Raw genomic sequence first — 18558 nt, 5'->3', positions numbered from 1 at the left:
TAGTTGCTGCCGGATCAACATACTCTGGCTCCGGCCGCAGGCGCCCGCCACGGGGCCGCCGAATCGCGGGCAGCGGCACCACGCGCGTGCAGTAGCTACATGCCATAGTGTGCGTTCGGGGACATCTGCTTTCGCTCGCGATTGAGTTTCCCGGGAGCGGTCGTGTTCCGACCGCCGATGCCAGGGAGGGCAAAAACGGCATGGAATCCGCTGCAAACACCGACAAGCCGGCTACTCGTTTCGCAATTGTCGGATACGCAGCGCGATTCCCCGGCGCCCAGGACGCCGATGAGTTCTGGGATCTTTTACGAGAGGGCCGCGAGGCGATCTCGGAGGTGCCCGCAGACCGCTGGGATGTCGACGAATTCTTCGACGAAGAACCGGGTGCGCCCGGCAAGGTCGTGACCCGTCGTGCGGGTTTCGTGGACGACGTGACGGGGTTCGACGCACCGTTCTTCGGCATGTCGACGCGCGAGGTCAGGTTGATGGACCCGCAGCACCGGTTGTTGCTGGAGACGGCGTGGCGCGCGGTAGAACATTCGGGTACCGCGCCAACTGCTCTGGCCGGCACCAACACCGGTGTCTTCGTCGGTCTGGCCACCCACGACTACCTGGGAATGGCGTCGGACGAGCTCACCTACCCCGAGATCGAGGCCTACATGGCCATCGGGACGTCGAATGCCGCAGCAGCGGGCCGGATCAGCTACCGGTTGGGACTGCAGGGTCCCGCGGTCGCCGTGGACACCGCGTGCAGCTCGTCGCTGGTGGCCATCCATCAGGCATGCCAGGCGCTGCGCCTGGGTGAATGCGACCTCGCACTGGCCGGCGGCGCGAACGTCCTGCTCACCCCGGCGACGATGATCACGTTCTCCAATGCGCGCATGCTCGCGCCCGACGGCCGGTGCAAGACGTTCGACGCGGCCGCCGACGGTTACGTGCGAGGCGAGGGTTGCGGCGTCATCGTCGTCAAGCGTCTCGAGGACGCTCTCCGCGACGGTGACCGGATCAGGGCGGTCATCCGCGGCAGCGCGATCAACCAGGACGGCGCATCGGGCGGCCTGACCGTGCCGAATGGCGTTGCCCAGCAGAGGGTTATCACCGATGCGCTGATGCGCGCCGGGGTCGCCGCGAAAGACGTCGGATACCTCGAGGCACACGGTACCGGGACATCGCTGGGGGACCCGATCGAGGCCCAGGCCGCAGGTGCGGCGTTCGGCACCGGACGCGAACCCGGCCGGCCGCTGTTGATCGGCTCGGCGAAGACGAACATCGGGCACCTCGAGGCGGCCGCGGGGATCGCGGGCGTCATCAAGGTCATCCTGTCGATGGAGCACGAGACGCTGCCGAAGCATCGCAACTTCACCAACCCGTCGCCCCACATTCCCTGGGACCGGCTTCCGGTGGAAGTGGTGAAGGAGACCACCCCCTGGGAGCGCAACGGGCAGCCCCGGATCGCCGGGGTGAGCTCGTTCGGGTTCGCCGGCACCAACGCGCACGTCATCCTCGAAGAAGCTCCCCCGCCGGCCCGGGTGCCCACTGCAGCGCCGGACGGTGTCGACCGGTCCAGCCTTCTTCCGCTCTCGGCCCGGACGCCCGCCGCCCTGGTTCAGGTCGCCGATCAGTACCGCAGATGGTTGACCGCGCACCCCGAGGCCACGCTGGCCGACGTCTGCTTCACCGCAGGGACGGGGCGAGCACACCTGGAGCACAGGGCCGCGTTGGTGGCCGACTCCAGAGAATCAGTTGTCGAGTTACTCGGCGCACTCGCCGACGACCGTCCGGCACCCGGCCTGGTTCGCGGCGAATCGCACGACACACCGAAGACGGCGTGGCTTTTCACCGGTCAAGGCAGCCAGTACCCCGGCATGGCCCGTGAGCTGTTCGACACCGAGCCCGTGTTCGCCGAGACCGTGGAGCGGTGCGCGGCCGCGGTTGCCGATGTTCTCGAAAAGCCTTTGCTCGACGTGATTTTCGACGTGGACAGCCCGGACAGCGAGGAGACGCTGCGGCAGACCTCCTACGCCCAGCCCGCGCTGTTCGCGGTCGAGATGGGTCTGGCCCGGCTCTGGCAGTCGTGGGGCTTCGAACCTGACGTGGTGCTCGGCCACAGCGTCGGACAGTACTCGGCGGCCTGCGTCGCGGGCGTGTTCGGTATCGAGGACGGCGCGCGGCTGATGGCCGAACGCGGCCGCCTCTTCGGCAGCCTGCCCGCGGGTGGCCGGATGGTCGCGGTGTTCACCGCGGCCGAGCGGGTCGAAGGCCTCACCGACGAGTTCCCGAGTCTTTCGGTCGCCGCCTACAACGGCGCCAACACCGTATTGTCAGGTCCGGCGGAGCCTTTGGAGAAGGCGGTGGCCGCACTGGCGGCCGACGGTGTCCGGTGCGACCGGCTCGATACCAGCCACGCGTTCCACTCGGCGCTGCTGGACCCGATTCTCGACGAGTTCGAGTCGTACGCGCAGCGGTTCGACTACGCGGCGCCCCGACGCATCCTGATCGACAACCGCACCGGCGCCGCACTCGGCAGGAGCGTGAAGATCGATGGCGCCTACTGGCGCCGACACGCACGCCAACCAGTGGAGTTCGCCAAGAGCGTGCGGACGCTGGCCGATCTGAACTGCAAGCTGTTGCTGGAGATCGGCCCGCGTCCGGTGCTCACCGCGGCGGCCCTGGCGGCGTGGCCCGACCCGGTCACCGCCCCGCGGGCGATCGCGTCGATGCGCCGCAACACGTCCGACCACCGGCAGATCACCGAAGCCCTCGCCGACGCCTATGTTCTGGGCCACCTGCCCGAATTCGCCGCCGTTCGGCGGCCCGACGCGCGAAAGCTCGACCTGCCCACCTACCCGTTCGAGCACCGTCAGTATTCGTTCCGGGACAATCGGGCGGACACCGGCGGCGAGATCGCGCAGCCGCAGCCCGCCGCGCGCACCCACGCCGTCCGCCTCCTCGAGGACGGCCGGATCTCCGAACTGGCAACCCTTCTCGACGGTGCAAGCGGTGACCAGCAGACCCTCGATGTGCTGACCAGATTCGCGGCACAACACAATCAGCAACGCACGACTCAGTCGATCGCGGACGACCGCTACGAGATCTGCTGGGAGAAGCTCACCGCTCCCCGGTCCGGGACCGCCGCCGGCGAGCAGCCCGTGTGGATTCTCGTCGGCGACGACAGCGGCACCGCCGTGCCCGTGGTCGATGTGCTGACCGCACGCGGCCACCGCCACCAGATCGTGCGGTTGCCGGCATCGGACGCGGACGAAGCACAACTCGCGGACACGTTGCGCGCTGCGGTCGTCGACGGTTCGTCGCTGCGGATCGTGCATGTGGCGGCGCTCGACTCCGGACCTGCACCGTCCATGCGGTCCCTGCTGCGGATGCAGCACCGGATCCTCGGCGGAACCCGGCGACTGTTCCGCGCCGTGGCCGCCGCGGAACTGCGCAGCCCGGTATGGCTGGTGACCCGCGGCGCACAGCGCGTCACCGACGCGGACACCGTCGCGCCGGATCAGAGCGCCCTGTGGGGGTTCGGCCGGGCCGCATCGCTGGAGCTTCCGCACGTGTGGGGCGGGCTGGCCGACCTGTCGGGGGATGTCACCGGGGCGAGCGAAGCGACGGGGGATGTCACCGGGGCGAGCGAGTGGTCCATACTCCTCGACCGGATCTCCGCACCGCGCCACTCGGACATCACCGAAGACCAGGTCGCGGTGCGCGGTCACGCCGTCTACGCGCCCCGACTGGTTCGGCGGGCGGGGGAACCCAGCGGTGCCCCGCTGCAATTGCGTTCCGACGCAACGTATCTCGTGACCGGTGGGCTCGGGTCGATCGGCCTGGAGATCGCCGGATACCTCGCCGCCCACGGCGCCGGCCATCTGGTGTTGACCAGCCGGCGCGCGCCCAGCGATGCCACGCAACTGCGCATCGACGCGCTGGGCGAACAGCACGGCTGTGAGATCCGCGTCGTCGCCGCCGACGTCGCCGATGCACACGACGTCGCACGCCTGTTGGCCACCGCACAGGCCGAGCTGCCGCCGTTGGCCGGCATCGTCCACGCCGCGGGCGAGATCGGCACCACTCCGATGAGCACCCTCGACTTCGACTCCCAGCAAGCCGAGGTCGATCGGGTCTTCTCCGGGAAGGTTTGGGGCGCATGGCACCTGAGTGAAGCAGCGGTTGACCTACAGCTGGACTTCTTCATCAGCACCTCCTCGATCGCCTCGGTCTGGGGTGGATACGGTCAGACCGCCTACGGGGCGGCCAACGCCTTCCTCGACGGACTGGCCTGGCGCCTGCGCGAGCAGGGCATCGCCGGCACCAGCGTCAACTTCGGCCCCTGGTCAGCGGGCATGGCCGACGCGGAATCGCGGGCGCGACTCGAGCAGCGCGGAGTCCGGGCGCTGGCACCTGCCGATGCGCTCGTCGGTCTGGCCGATGTCGTGGCGGGTCCTGCGGCGCAGGGCGTCATCGCGCGGATCGACTGGGCCCGGTTCCTCCCGCTCTACCAGCAGGCGGGCCGGCGCGGGTTCCTGACCGAGTTGGCCCGCGAGGTGCCCGTGGCGCAGGACACGGCGCCGGTGTTGACGCCGTCCGGCAAGACCGAGTTGGTCGAGCGGCTCGCAGGTGCCCCCGTGCAGCAGCGTAAGAGGCTCCTCACCGATTACCTGCGCGACGCGGTCGCCGAGGTGACGCGGGTCGACGCCGCGGAGATCCGCGAGGACGCCGGGTTCTTCGACCTCGGAATGGATTCGCTGATGGCCGTCGAATTGCGGCGCCGCCTCGAACAGGGAGTCGGCAAAGACATCCCCGTCACCCTGGTCATGGACCATCCCCGGCTGTCCGACGCGGCCGACTACCTGCTCGGCGAGGTGCTCGGGCTCAGCGAGCCCGTACCCGCCAGATCGGGAACTCTGCCGACGTCAGCGGGAACCTCCCGAACGGACGAAGCGATCGCGATCGTCGCGGTGTCGTGCCGGTTCCCCGGCGCCCCCGACCCTGAAGCCTTCTGGGAGGTGCTCTCCGGCGGCGTCGACGCGATCCGGGAGATCCCGGAGGATCGCTTCGACATCGACGAGTTCTACGACCCGGACCCGGACGCCGCCGGCAAGACCTACACGCGATTCGGCGGATTCCTCGACGGCATCGACGGATTCGACCCCGAGTTCTTCGGCATCTCCCCACGAGAGGCCGTCTGGATCGAACCGCAACAGCGGCTGATGCTCGAAACCGCATGGGAGGGACTGGAACGCGCCGGGTACTCTCCGGCGAGCCTACGCGGCAGCCGAACCGGCGTCTTCGTCGGCGTGGCCGCCAACGAGTACGCCCACCTGCTGTCGTCGGAGTCCATCGACAAGATCGAGCCGCACTTCATCACCGGCAATGCGCTCAATGCCATCTCCGGGCGTGTCGCCTTCGCGCTGGGACTCGAAGGACCGGCAGTCGCCGTGGACACCGCATGCAGCTCGGCTCTGGTGGCTGTGCATCAGGCCGTACAGGCCCTGCATTCCGGGGACTGCGATCTGGCGCTGGCCGGCGGTGTGAACGTCCTGCTGAGCCCCGTGACAACCGTCGCCGCGTCACGCGCCAGGATGCTGTCCCCCGTGGGGCGGTGCAAGACTTTCGACGCTTCCGCCGACGGCTATGTGCGCAGCGAGGGCTGCGGACTCCTCGTGCTCAAGAGGCTCAGCGACGCGGTGCGTGACGGCGATCGTGTCTGTGCCGTCATCCCCGGCAGCGCGGTGAACCAGGACGGTGCCTCCAGCGGACTGACGGTGCCCAATGGTGGTGCGCAACAACGGCTCATCGGAACGGCGCTGGCTCGTGCCGGTTTGACGGGCGGGGATGTCGACTACCTCGAGGCCCACGGGACGGGTACCCCGCTGGGTGATCCGATCGAGGTGCAGGCGGCCGCCGCCGCCTACGGCGCCTCACGCGACGCGGACCGACCACTGTTGATGGGATCGGTCAAGAGCAACATCGGCCACCTCGAATCCGCTTCTGGGGCAGCAGGTCTGATCAAGGTCGTGTTGTCACTACAGCACGAGGTACTGCCGCAGAGCCTGCACTTCGAGAACCCGTCGCCCCACATTCCGTGGGCCTCGCTGCCGGTGCGGGTCGTGGACGAGGCCGTTGCGTGGCACGCCAACGGCCGGCCACGGCGTGCCGGCGTGAGTTCCTTCGGCTTCACCGGCACGAACGCGCATGTGTTGATCGAAGAGGCGCCACCACGACCGGTCACCGCGAGTGAGGAACCGGACGCCCGCGACCAGCCCGTCCACGTGCTCCCGCTGTCCGCGCGGTCACCGGAAGCGCTGGTGGCGTTGGCACAGCGCTATGAATCCTGGCTGAGTGCCCACCCGGATGTCGACATCGCCGACGTGTGCTTTACCGCAGGGGCGGGCCGTTCGCACTTCGAGCACCGCGCCGCGATGGTCGTGGATTCGGTCGAGAGCGCGCGCCAGGGTCTGTCCGACCTCGCCGACAACCGCACACGACCCGGTGTCCTGCGCGGCGAGCACACCCACCGTCCGACGACGGCGTGGTTGTTCACCGGGCAGGGCAGCCAGTACCCGGGGATGGCGCGTCAGCTGTTCGACGCCGAACCGGTCTTCGCCGACACCGTGACGCGGTGCGCGGACGCTGTCGCGGACTTGCTGCCGCAGCCCTTGCTGCAGGTGCTGTTCGCCACCGACCGCGAGACCGGAGAACGGTTGCGGCACACGTCGTATGCGCAGCCTGCGCTCTTCGCCGTCGAAATGGGACTGGCGCGCCTGTGGCAGTCGTGGGGCATCCAGCCCGACGTGGTGCTCGGCCACAGCGTGGGCCAGTACGCGGCGGCCTGCGTGGCCGGAGTGTTCAGCCTCGAAGACGGCGCACGACTGATGGCCGAACGCGGCCGGATGTTCGGCAGCCTGCCCGACGGTGGACGGATGGTGGCGATATTCGCCGACGCCAAGCACGTCGAGGAGATCGCCGGCGAGTTCCCGCGGGTGTCGGTCGGCGCCTACAACGGACCGAACACCGTGCTGTCGGGTCCGGGCGAGGATCTGTCGCAGGTCGTGGACAGATTCACCGACGACGGCATCCGCTGCACCTGGCTGGAGACCAGCCACGCCTTCCACTCGGAACTGCTGGATCCGGTACTCGACGACTTCGAGTCCTTCGCAGCGCAGTTCGAGTTCGCAGCCCCCACGCTGCCACTGATCTGCAACCGCACCGGTGCCGTGCTCACGCCTCAGACACCGCTCGACGCGCAATACTGGCGGCGGCACTCCCGCCAGCCGGTGCAGTTCGCCGAGAGTGTTCGCACCGCTGCGGCGCTGGGATGCTCGGTGCTGATGGAGATCGGTCCGCAACCGGTGTTGACCGGTGCCGCAGTGCAGGTCTGGCCGGAGCACGTGGCGGCTCCGCGGGCGGTCGCCTCGCTGCGCAAAGGCGTCGGCGACCGTCGCCAGATGGCCGAGGCACTGGCCGGGGCCTACGTCGGCGGTCACCGACCCGGCTTCGCCGCGCTGCACCGTGGGACCCGCGCCGCGCTCGAACTGCCCACCTACCCGTTCCAGCGTCGCCGGTTCTGGCCCAAGACGTCCAGCATCTCCGTTGACGGTCCCGCCGTGTCCGGAATCCTCGGGAGCGCAAAGGAGCTCGCCTCCGGCGACACCGTGTACACCAGCAGGTTGTCGGTCAAATCGCAGCCGTGGCTGTCCGACCACGTCATCTACGGCACCGTCGTCGTCCCCGGGGCGACGTACGCGGCGATGGCGTTGGCCGCGGCCGGTCCACCGGCGCATGTGAAGGACGTATTCTTCTACGAGCCGATCATCCTGCCCGAGAAGAGCTCCCGCGAGGTGCAGCTCACGCTGCATCCGCTCGACGGTGACGGCGAATGGAGTTTCCAGGTTCACAGCCGCCCGCACGGTGAGCGCGGCGCCGAGTGGTCGTTGAACGCCGACGGCACCGTCGCGAGCGGTGTCGCCGAGCGCACCGACGAGTCTGCGTCCCAGGATGATCCGGTCGACGAGGCGATCGAGCGGTGCCACCGCATGCGCCCGCAGGAGTTGTTCGAGACCTTCGCCGACATGGAGCTGGCATGGGGCCCGACCTGGTCGGGTTCCCTGAAGTCGCTGTGGCTGGGCGAGGGTGAGGCGATCGGCGACGTCCTTGTCGGTGAGAAACTCGCCGAACAACTCGGCAGCGAACCGATGCACCCGGTGCTGATGGATTTGTGCACCGGCGTCGCCTTCCCGGCGTTCCCGGCGCTTCTCGCGGCCGAGCAGGGGGTGAGCGATCTGTTCCTGCCCCTGCGGTACGGGCAGGTGACACTTCGCGAGCGGATGCCTCGGCGGTTCTACTGCCGCGCCCGGTGGCACAACAGCGAACTGGACAGCGAAACACAGGTTTTCGACCTCGATTTCGTCAGCCGGGATGGCCGCCCGCTCGGGGGGATTCGCGAGTTCACGGTCAAACGCGCCCCCCGCGAGGCGTTGCTTCGCGGCCTCGGCGGGGATGCCACCCGGCTGCTCTACACCCTCGGCTGGCACGAGGTGCCGCCGCCGGCATCACCGGGGGGGGCCACGGTGAGTGGTACCTGGCTGATCGCCGGATTCGACGAGCTGGCCGCGACGCTGCCGGGCTGCATCCCGTTCGACCGGACCACCGATCCGGAGCCCCTGGGACAGCTGTTGGCACAGGCCCACGAACGCGGTATCCCGTTCTCCGGCGTCGTGTGGCGCAGCGCCGCGCCGGGCGCGGCAGAGTCGAGTGCAGATGTCACCACCCGGCTCGAGACCGAGATCTCCAACCTGCTCAGCGCTGTGCACACCGTGCAACGCGGCGAAGTCAAACTGCCCGGGGGGTTGTGGATCCTCACCGACCGGGCCGTGGCATGCGAATCCGGCGAGCCCGTCGACCCGGTACAGGCGGCGCTGTGGGGCTTCGGGCGGACCGTGGTCAACGAGGAACCGGCGCTGCGCTGCAAACTCGTCGACTGTGACGGCTCACCGGAAGCGGTCCGCGCGCTGTCCGGCCTGCTGGCGACACCGATCGACGAGCCGGAACTCGCGATGCGACAAGGGAAGTTGCTCGCTTCGCGGCTGTTGCCCTGGGCACGCAGCGGCCATCTCACGGTGCCGCGATCGACCGACTACGTGCTGGCTCCGACCGAACGTGGCGCCATCGACAACCTGCGGCTGACCGAGACGGACGTCGTGCCGCCGGCCGAGGGTTACGTGCAGGTCCGGGTCGAGGCCGCAGGCCTCAACTTCCGGGACGTGCTCAACGTGCTCGGTCTCTACCCGGGAGATCCCGGGCCGATCGGCGGCGACTTCGCCGGCACCGTCACCCAGCTGGGGGACGGCTTCACCGGACTCGAGGTGGGTCAGCGCGTCTACGGCTTCATGCAGGGCGCGTTCTCCAGCCGGTTCAATGTGCCGGCCCAGCTGCTGGCGCCGATTCCCGACGGGGTGAGCGCGGTCGATGCCGCCACGATTCCCGCCGCGGCGCTGACGGCCCGGCTGGCCTTCGACTGGGCGCAGCTCGAGCCCGGCGACCGAGTGCTCATCCACGCTGCCAGCGGTGGCGTCGGGCTGGCCGCCATCCAGATGGCCCAGCAGCAGGGCGCCGTCGTCTTCGCCACCGCGAGCACCTACAAGCGCTCAACGCTGCGCAAGATGGGTGTGGAATACGTATATGACTCGCGCACAACGGATTTCGCCGACCAGATCCTGGCGGACACCGGCGGTGCCGGTGTCGACGTTGTGCTCAACAGCCTGACAAACGAGGGGTTCATCGAGGCGACCGTGCGCGCCACCGCCGAGAACGGCCGGTTCGCCGAGATCGCCAAACGCGACATCTGGACGCATGAGCAGATGGCTGCGGCCCGTCCGGACATCTCCTACGAGATCGTGGCGCTCGACACGGTGACGCTCATGGAGCCCGACCGCATCCGGGGCCTCCTGGGTGAGGTGTCACACGGGCTGGACAAGGGTGAGTGGGCGCCTCTGCCTGCCGAGATCTACCCCGTGACCGAGGCCAGGGCGGCGTTCCGCCGCATGCAGCAGGCGCGGCACATCGGCAAGATCGTGCTTCAGATGCCCGACCCGCTGCAGCCGCGCGCCGACCGCACCTACCTGATCACCGGCGGACTCGGTGCGATCGGCCTGCACACCGCGTCATACCTGGCCCAACTCGGTGCCGGCGACATCGTGCTGACCAGCCGGCGCGCCCCCGACGCGGACGCCCAACGGGCGATCGACGACATCGCCGAGCGCCACCGTTGCCGCGTCCACACCTTCACGGCCGACGTCGGCGAAGAGTCCCAGGTCGTCGAGCTGCTGGAGCGCATCCGCGCAGAGTTGCCTCCGCTCGCCGGTGTGGCACATCTGGCCGGTGTGCTCGACGACGCGCTGTTGTCGCAGCAGAGCATGGATCGATTCCGGACGACGTTGGCGCCCAAGGCGTTCGGCGCTTGGCACCTGGACCGTCTGACGCGCGACGACGATCTGGACTTCTTCATCGTGTCCTCTTCGGTGTCCAGCCTGTTCGGTTCGCCCGGTCAGTCCAACTACGCCACCGCCAACGCGCTGCTCGACGGCCTGGTCGCGCAGCGAAGGGCGCACGGCTTGCCCGCCACCGGCGTCAACTTCGGTCCCTGGGCTCAGGGCGGCATGGCCTCGTCGGAGGCCGCGACCGCCAATATCAGTGCCCAGGGCCTGATTCCGCTGGAGCCCACGGCCGCGCTCGGCGCCCTCGCCGGGGTCGTCGCCAACGGCACCGGCCAGGCCGCCGTCATCAAGGCCAACTGGCAGCGGGCCGCGAAGGTGCTGGGCAGTTCGCGTCCCCCGATCCTCGACCTCGTGCTGCCGAGCGCCGCCGGGGAGCCGGCCGGTGACAGCGAACTGCTTCGGCAGCTGCAGGAGATACCGGTGCCGCAGCGCGCCGGTTTCGTGACCGAGTTCCTGCAGCGCGAGGTGCAGAACTTCCTGCGGCTGGCGCAGCCGCCCGCCGCCACCAGCCGGTTCCTCGACCTGGGCACGGATTCACTGATGGCGATCGAACTGCGCAACCGGTTGCATAGCCAGTTCGGCGGCGCGTTCACGATCAACGCCACCGCGGTGTTCGACTACCCGACCATCGGAGGGCTTGCCGAGTATCTCGTGGGTCAGTTGCCGGATGCCGAGACTCCGGAACCGTCGCAGGAGGAGAAACCCGGTCCGGATCCGGAGCCGGCGGACGGCTGAGCGGTCGTGACGCCGTTATCTGCGGTGCGGTAGGAGCCCGGAAACCGCTAACCAGCGTCGGCGTGATGAGTGTCACACTCATGAGAACCTGCTGCTCAGCGCGGCATTCCGGACAAGTGGGCGGGCTCGGCCAACTGCCCGGTTGATTAGACGGTGAAAATTGCTCGGCACCGCTTTGCGTTGCAGTTACCGGACGGTATAGTCGGGCACAGTTACTGGTGGGTAACTTAGCCATGAGTACCCAACCGCAGGTGGCATTTTCTCATCGAGGAGGCAACATGAGCCACTACAAGAGCAATGTTCGTGACCAGGTGTTCAACCTGTTCGAGGTGCTCGGCGTCGACAAGGCTCTCGGTCAGGGCGAATACAGCGACCTGGACGCCGATACGACCCGCGAGATGCTCGGCGAGATCGCACGCCTGGCGGAGGGTCCGATCGCCGCATCGTTCGTCGACGGCGACCGCAACCCCCCGGTGTTCGACCCCGAGACCCACACGGTGAAGCTCCCCGAGGCGTTCAAGAAGTCGATGCGCACCCTGTTCGAGGGCGGCTGGGACAAGGTCGGCATGCCAGAGAACCTCGGCGGCATTCCGATGCCCCGGGCGCTGCAGTGGGCCCTGATCGAGCACATCCTCGGCGCCAACCCCGCCGCGTACATGTACGCCATGGGCGGCGGTATGGCACAAATCTTCCACGACAACGGCACCGACGAGCAGAAGAAGTGGGCCACGCTGGCCGCCGAGCGCGGCTGGGGTGCCACGATGGTGCTCACCGAGCCCGATGCCGGTTCCGATGTCGGCGCCGGTCGCACGAAGGCCGTCCAGCAGCCTGACGGCTCGTGGCACATCGACGGCGTCAAGCGGTTCATCACCTCCGCCGACTCCGATGACCTGTTCGAGAACATCTTCCACCTGGTGCTGGCCCGCCCCGAGGGCGCAGGCCCGGGCACCAAGGGTCTGTCGCTGTTCTTCGTGCCGAAGTTCCTCTTCGACTTCGAGACCGGTGAACTGGGCGAGCGCAACGGCGCCTTCGTCACGAACGTCGAGCACAAGATGGGCCTGAAGGTCTCGGCCACCTGCGAGCTGACCTTCGGCCAGCACGGGATTCCCGCCAAGGGCTGGCTGGTCGGCGAGGTGCACAACGGCATCGCGCAGATGTTCGACGTCATCGAGCAGGCGCGCATGATGGTCGGTACCAAGGCCATCGCCACCCTGTCGACCGGTTATCTCAACGCGCTCGAGTACGCCAAGGAGCGCATCCAGGGCGCCGACATGACGCAGATGACCGACAAGACCGCCCCTCGCGTGACCATCACCCACCACCCGGACGTGCGCCGTTCGCTGATGACCCAGAAGGCCTATGCCGAGGGTCTGCGTGCGCTGTACCTGTTCACCGCCACCTACCAGGACGTCGAGGTGGCCCAGGCCGTCCACGGTGTCGACAGCGATCTCGCTCTTCGGGTCAACGACCTGCTGCTGCCCATCGTCAAGGGTGTCGGCTCGGAGCAGGCCTACGCGAAGCTGACCGAGTCGCTGCAGACCTTCGGTGGTTCGGGCTTCCTGCAGGACTACCCGATCGAGCAGTACATCCGCGACGCGAAGATCGACTCTCTCTACGAGGGCACCACCGCCATCCAGGCGCAGGACTTCTTCTTCCGCAAGATCGTCCGCGACAAGGGTGTGGCGCTGGCCCACGTCGCCGGGCAGATCGAGGAGTTCGTCAAGTCCGAGACGGGCAACGGCCGGCTCAAGGCCGAGCGTGTTCTGCTGGCGACCGCGCTGGCCGACGTGCAGTCGATGGCGGCCTCGCTGACCGGCTACCTGATGGCGGCCCAGGAGGACCCGAAGGAGCTGTACAAGGTCGGGCTCGGGTCGGTCCGGTTCCTGATGAGCGTCGGTGACCTGGTCATCGGGTGGCTGCTGCAGAAGCAGGCCGCTGTGGCGATCGAGGCACTCGACGCCGGTGCGACCGGTGGCGAGAAGTCCTTCTACGAGGGCAAGCTCGCGGTGGCGTCGTTCTTCGCGAAGAACTTCCTGCCGCAGCTGACCAGCACCCGTCAGGTCGTCGAGACCCTCGACAACGAGATCATGGAACTCGACGAAGCCGCTTTCTGATCCGTCTTCACGCGCTCGAGGCCCCCGCTGCGGCGGGGGCCTCTTGCGTTGTGGGGCCGGATCTCCGCGAGCAGACGCAGAATCGCGTGATTCCTCGTCGCGCAACGCGATTCTGTGTCTGCTCGCGGAAGGGTCAGGAGGCTGATCCCACGCTATGTGGGCGCATAAGGGCGGGTCCGGGAGGACATTGGGGGCGTCTTCACTGTGTCTCGCGCCGCCGGTTCTTCACCCCTGCACCGGCTATTTGGATCAGTCACTCCCGAACCCGTCGTGCGCTCGATTCTACGCCTCAGGATCCCCTCAGACCAGAGGTGCACGCGGTCGACCGCAAGAAGGTGGCCCCGTGTTGCCGTCGGGTCGGGGGGTCAGACGACAACACGGAGCTATCCGGTGTATCGGCGGGGGCGACGGGGGCGTTACACGTCTGCGCGGAAAACTTTCAGCAACGTTCTCAGGCCTCGAGGATCGCGGCCACGCCCTGCCCGCCTGCGGCACAGATCGAGATCAGGCCGCGCACCGGCTGGCCGGTCTGCTTCCGCTTCTCCGCCAGCTGCTTGGCCAGCTGCGCCACGATGCGCCCGCCGGTCGCGGCGAACGGATGCCCGGCCGCCAGCGACGACCCGTTGACGTTGAGCTTGCTGCGGTCGATAGACCCCAGCGCGCTGTCCAACCCCAGCCGCTCCTTGCAGTACTCCTCGGACTCCCACGCCTGCAGGTGTGCCAGCACCACCGACGCGAACGCCTCGTGGATCTCGTAGAAGTCGAAGTCCTGCAGGGTCAGGCCGTTGCGGGCGAGCAGCCGCGGCACCGCGTAGGTGGGCGCCATCAGCAGGCCGTCGCGTCCGTTGACGTAGTCCACCGCGGCGGTCTCCCCGTCGACGTAGTACGCCAGCGGCTCGATCGAATGCTGCTGTGCCCACTCCTCCGACGCCAGCAGCGCCACCGACGCACCGTCGGTCAAGGGCGTGGAGTTGCCCGCGGTCATGGTGGCGTCGCCGTGGCGTACGCCGAAGACCGGCTTGAGCTTGGCCAGCTTCTCGGCCGACGAATCCGCGCGCAGGTTGTTGTCGCGGTAGACGCCGAGGAACGGCGTGACGAGATCGTCGAAGAAGCCCCTGTCGTAGGCGGCGGCCATGTTGCGGTGGCTGGCCGCGGCGAGCTCGTCCTGCTCGACGCGCTTGATGCCCATCTCCTTGGCCGTGATGGCGGCGTGCTCACCCATGGACATGCCGGTGCGGGGTTCGCTGTTGACGGGGATCTCGATGCCGACGGCAGCGGGCAGCTTGCCGACGAGTTTGAGGCGGTCGAGGTTGGATTTGGCGCGCCGCAGGCCCAGCAGGGTCTTGCGCAGGTCGTCACCGAAGGCGATCGGGGCGTCCGAGGTGGTGTCGACTCCGCCGGCCGCCGCCGCCTCGTACCGTCCGGCCGCGATGCCGTCGGCCGCGGCGATGGTCGCCTGCAGGCCGGTCCCGCAGGCCTGCTGGATGTCGAAGGCGGGCGTGTACGACGACAGCGCACTGCCCAGCACACACTCACGCATCAGGTTGAAATCGCGGCTGTGCTTGAGCACCGCACCGCCGATGACCGCGCCGAGCTTCTCGCCCTGCAGGTTGAACCGATCGATCAGCCCACCCAGCGCCGCGGTGAACATGTCCTGGTTGGACGCGTTCGCGTAGGCGCCGTCCGAGCGCGCGAAGGGGATCCGATTGCCGCCGAGGACGGCGACCCGTCGCATCGTTCTGCTGTCAGCCACGTTTGCCTCCACTGTCGTTCCGGCTATGTAACACCCGATATTACCCACCGTTATTACTCAGGAGTAAGTTCGGTGGGATCCTCCACTCCGCGGACGAAAGGCAGCAGAAGTGGCCTCCGACATCTATACCCAGATTGTGCACTCGGGCCCCGGTTCGTTCCTCGCCAAACAGCTGGGCATCCCCCAGCCGGAAACGCTGCGCCGTTACCGGGCGGGTGAGGCGCCGCTGCCCGGCGCCCTGCTGATCGCCGGTGAGGGCCGCATCGTCGAACCCCTGCGCGCCGCGTTGGCCGAGGACTACGACGTCGTCGTCAACAACCTCGGCGGCCGGTGGGCCGACAAGTTCGGCGGCCTGGTCTACGACGCCACCGGCATCACCGAACCGGAGGGCCTCAAGGGGCTCTACGAGTTCTTCACGCCGCTGCTGCGCAACCTGACGCCGAACGCCCGCCTCGTCGTCGTCGGATCCGACCCCGAGGAGGCCGCCACCGCGCACGAGCAGATCGTGCAGCGCGCGCTCGAGGGCTTCACCCGCTCACTGGCCAAGGAGTTGCGGCGCGGGGCGACGGCCTCGCTGGTGTACCTGTCACCGCAGGCCAAACCGGCCGCGACCGGCCTCGAGTCGACGATGCGGTTCATCCTGTCCGGGAAATCCGCCTACGTCGACGGCCAGGTCTACCGGGTCGGCGCCGACGACGCCGCCCCGCCGGCCGACTGGGACAAGCCGCTGGCGGGCAAGGTCGCCGTGGTGACGGGCGCAGCGCGCGGAATCGGCGCGACCATCGCCGAGGTGTTCGCCCGGGACGGCGCGCAGGTCGTGGCCGTCGACGTCGAGGGAGCCGCCGAGGATCTCGCCAAGGTCGCCGAGAAGGTCGGCGGCACCGCGCTGACCATCGACGTGACCGCGCCCGACGCCGTCGACCGCATCGCCGAGCATGTGCGCGACCATCACGGCGGGAAGCTCGACGTCCTGGTCAACAACGCCGGCATCACCCGCGACAAGCTGCTGGCCAACATGGACGAGGGACGCTGGGACGCGGTCATCGCCGTCAACCTGCTCGCGCCGCTGCGATTGACCGAAGGCCTGGTCGACAGCGGAACGCTCGGCGAAGGCGGCCGGGTGATCGGCCTGTCCTCGATGGCGGGGATCGCCGGTAACCGCGGTCAGACGAACTATGCGACCACCAAGGCCGGGATGATCGGTCTCACCGATGCGCTCGCGGAGAAGCTGCACGACAAGGGCATCACCATCAACGCCGTCGCACCCGGGTTCATCGAGACGAAGATGACCGAAGCGATCCCGCTGGCCACCCGTGAGGTGGGCCGTCGACTCAACTCGCTCTACCAGGGCGGTCAGCCGGTCGACGTCGCCGAGACCATCGCCTACTTCGCCAGCCCCGCGTCGAATGCGGTGACCGGCAACACCATTCGGGTGTGCGGCCAAGCCATGCTGGGGGCCTGACGTGAGCGGACAGCCCAGCGGCACCCGGAACCTGTTGCGCGCGGCGGCCGGGGCGCTGCCGTTCATCCCCCGCGGCGAATCGCTGCCGGATCGCACGCTGACCGTCGACGAGTTGGCGATCGAACCCGCCAACGTCGCCGCCTACGCCGATGTCACGGGACTGCAGTTCGGCGACACGGTGCCGCTGACCTACCCGTTCGCGCTGACGTTCCCGACGGTCATGTCACTGATCACGGGATTCGACTTCCCTTTCGCCGCAATGGGATCGGTGCACATCGAGAACCACATCACCCAGCACCGGCCGATTTCCGTCGGGGACACCGTCTCCGCCGAGGTGCACGCGGAGAACCTGCGTGAGCACCGGCGCGGTCTGCTGGTCGACGTGGTGACCGACGTCAACGTCGGCGACGACCTGGCGTGGCATCAGGTGACGACGTTCCTGCACCAGCAGCGCACCAGCCTGTCCGATCAGCCGAAGCCACCGCCGCAGAAACAGCCCAAGCTACCTCCGCCGAACGCGCTGCTGAACATCACCGCCGGCCAGATCAGGCATTACGCATCGGTCGGCGGCGACCACAACCCGATTCACACGAATCCCATTGCGGCCAAACTGTTCGGGTTCCCCACGGTGATCGCCCACGGGATGTTCTCGGCGGCGGCGGTGCTGGCCAACATCGAGGGCCAACTGCCCAAGGCGGTGCAGTATTCGGTGCGCTTCGGCAAACCGGTGGTGCTGCCCGCCAAGGCGGGGCTCTACGTCGACCGCACCAACGACGGCGGCTGGGACCTCACGCTGCGCAACAAGAAGGGTGAACCGCACCTGACGGGCACGGTGCGCGCTCTCTAGCACCGAAACTCGGGAAACAGCAGAACCGCCCGGCCTCGATCTTTTACAGTGCTGCGGTGACCACAGCAAAGGTTCCACCGGTTCGCCTGGCCCGTGCTGTCGAGCGGTTCCGGTACGTCCTCGACCGCCTGCACCAGCGCAGCGCACCCCCGTCTGCGGTGATGCTGGAGAAGATCCTCGGCGCGTGGATTGCCCAGGGCATCACGGTGGCGGCCGACCTGAAGGTGGCCGACGCGCTCGCCGATGGGCCGTTGTCGATCGACGACCTGGCCCGGCGGGTCGGCGCGAATCCCGACGCGCTGGCGCGGTTGATGCGGGCACTGATCGGTGAGGGCGTCTTCGCGCAGCGCCGCGACGGCCGATACGCGTTGAACGCCCTCGGCGCCACCCTGCGCACCGATGGGCCCATGTCGGTCGCCGGGATGGCGCGAATGGTCGGCCACCCCTCGCACCGGGAGCACTGGAGCCAGTTGCTCGACGCGATCCGCACGGGTGAGGCGACCATGCCCAAGCTGCGCGGTATGCCCGGCTTCGAGTACCTCGTCGCAAACCCCGAACTCGGCGAGATCTTCAACCACGCCATGACCAACCTCTCCGAGGCTGCGGTGGTGCCGCTGACCGCCGCCTACGACTTCACTCCGTTCGGCACGGTCGTCGACGTCGGTGGCGGCCACGGCCGGTTTCTCTCGGCGATCCTGGAGGCCACTCCGTCGGCGCGCGGTGTGCTCTACGACCTTCCGCAGGTCGTCGAGGGAGCCCCCGAACTGCTGCGCAGGCACGGGGTCGCCGACCGGGTCGAGATCGCCGGCGGCTCGTTCTTCGACAGCGTCCCCGCCGGCGGCGACGCCTACGTCGCCAAGAACGTGATCCACGACTGGCCCGACGACCAGGCGCTGACCATCTTGCGCAATGTGCGCGCCGCCGCGGACCCGGGCGCCGTCCTGCTGCTGGCCGAGTTCGTCATCCCCGACCACCACCGTGCGTTCATCGGGAATTGGACGGACATGGAGATGCTGATGGCGACCGCCGCCCGGGAGCGCACCGAAGCGGAGTATCGAAAACTGTACGAGGAGGCGGGTTTTCAGCTGACCCGCGTGGTGCCGACAGTCGCCCCGATCAGCCTGATCGAGGGCAGGGCGGTCTAGCGG

Annotated in this window: 6 protein-coding genes; 5 read left to right on the top strand and 1 reads right to left on the bottom strand. The window is 68.4% G+C overall.

What is annotated here, in order from left to right:
• Window positions 1-200 precede the first annotated feature (200 nt).
• Together I7X18_RS01555 and I7X18_RS01550 are read left to right on the top strand one after the other, a co-directional pair.
• Window positions 201-11234: a type I polyketide synthase gene (locus I7X18_RS01555; protein ID WP_193044881.1), complete on the top strand. Its 11034-nt coding sequence runs from the start codon at window positions 201-203 to the stop codon at window positions 11232-11234.
• A 278-nt stretch (window positions 11235-11512) separates the two neighbouring features.
• Window positions 11513-13348: an acyl-CoA dehydrogenase gene (locus tag I7X18_RS01550; RefSeq protein ID WP_193044882.1), complete on the top strand. Its 1836-nt coding sequence runs from the start codon at window positions 11513-11515 to the stop codon at window positions 13346-13348.
• A 451-nt stretch (window positions 13349-13799) separates the two neighbouring features.
• On the opposite strand, the gene I7X18_RS01545 is transcribed toward I7X18_RS01550, so the two are convergent.
• Window positions 13800-15101 carry an acetyl-CoA C-acetyltransferase gene (locus I7X18_RS01545; RefSeq protein WP_232375383.1) on the bottom strand — a complete coding sequence of 434 codons (1302 nt, stop codon included), beginning with the start codon at window positions 15099-15101 and terminating at the stop codon, window positions 13800-13802.
• 109 nt (window positions 15102-15210) lie between these two features.
• Between I7X18_RS01545 and I7X18_RS01540 the strand changes: the two genes are divergently transcribed.
• From I7X18_RS01540 to I7X18_RS01530, 3 genes are read left to right on the top strand one after another with little or no spacing between them, the layout of a single operon-like run.
• A complete protein-coding gene (locus I7X18_RS01540; protein WP_193044883.1) occupies window positions 15211-16563 on the top strand; it encodes a 3-oxoacyl-ACP reductase in 1353 nt (450 codons plus the stop codon).
• Window position 16564: 1 nt separating this feature from the next.
• Window positions 16565-17410, top strand: coding sequence for a MaoC/PaaZ C-terminal domain-containing protein (locus tag I7X18_RS01535; RefSeq protein WP_193044884.1), 846 nt, complete (start codon window positions 16565-16567; stop codon window positions 17408-17410).
• A gap of 56 nt (window positions 17411-17466) precedes the next feature.
• On the top strand, window positions 17467-18555 hold the full coding sequence (locus tag I7X18_RS01530; protein ID WP_193044885.1) for a methyltransferase: 1089 nt from the start codon (window positions 17467-17469) through the stop codon (window positions 18553-18555).
• The last annotated feature ends 3 nt before the right edge of the window (window positions 18556-18558 follow it).

This window comes from Mycolicibacterium baixiangningiae (assembly GCF_016313185.1).
GTDB lineage: Bacteria > Actinomycetota > Actinomycetes > Mycobacteriales > Mycobacteriaceae > Mycobacterium > Mycobacterium baixiangningiae.
The sequence above is the reverse complement of the archived record's forward strand: the minus strand, read 5'-3'. Positions and strand labels throughout refer to the sequence as shown.

Coding starts and splice junctions, on each gene's coding strand:
- I7X18_RS01550 (WP_193044882.1), top strand. CDS start 11,513: ATGAGCCACTACAAGAGCAATGTTCGTGACCAGGTGTTCAACCTGTTC.
- I7X18_RS01555 (WP_193044881.1), top strand. CDS start 201: ATGGAATCCGCTGCAAACACCGACAAGCCGGCTACTCGTTTCGCAATT.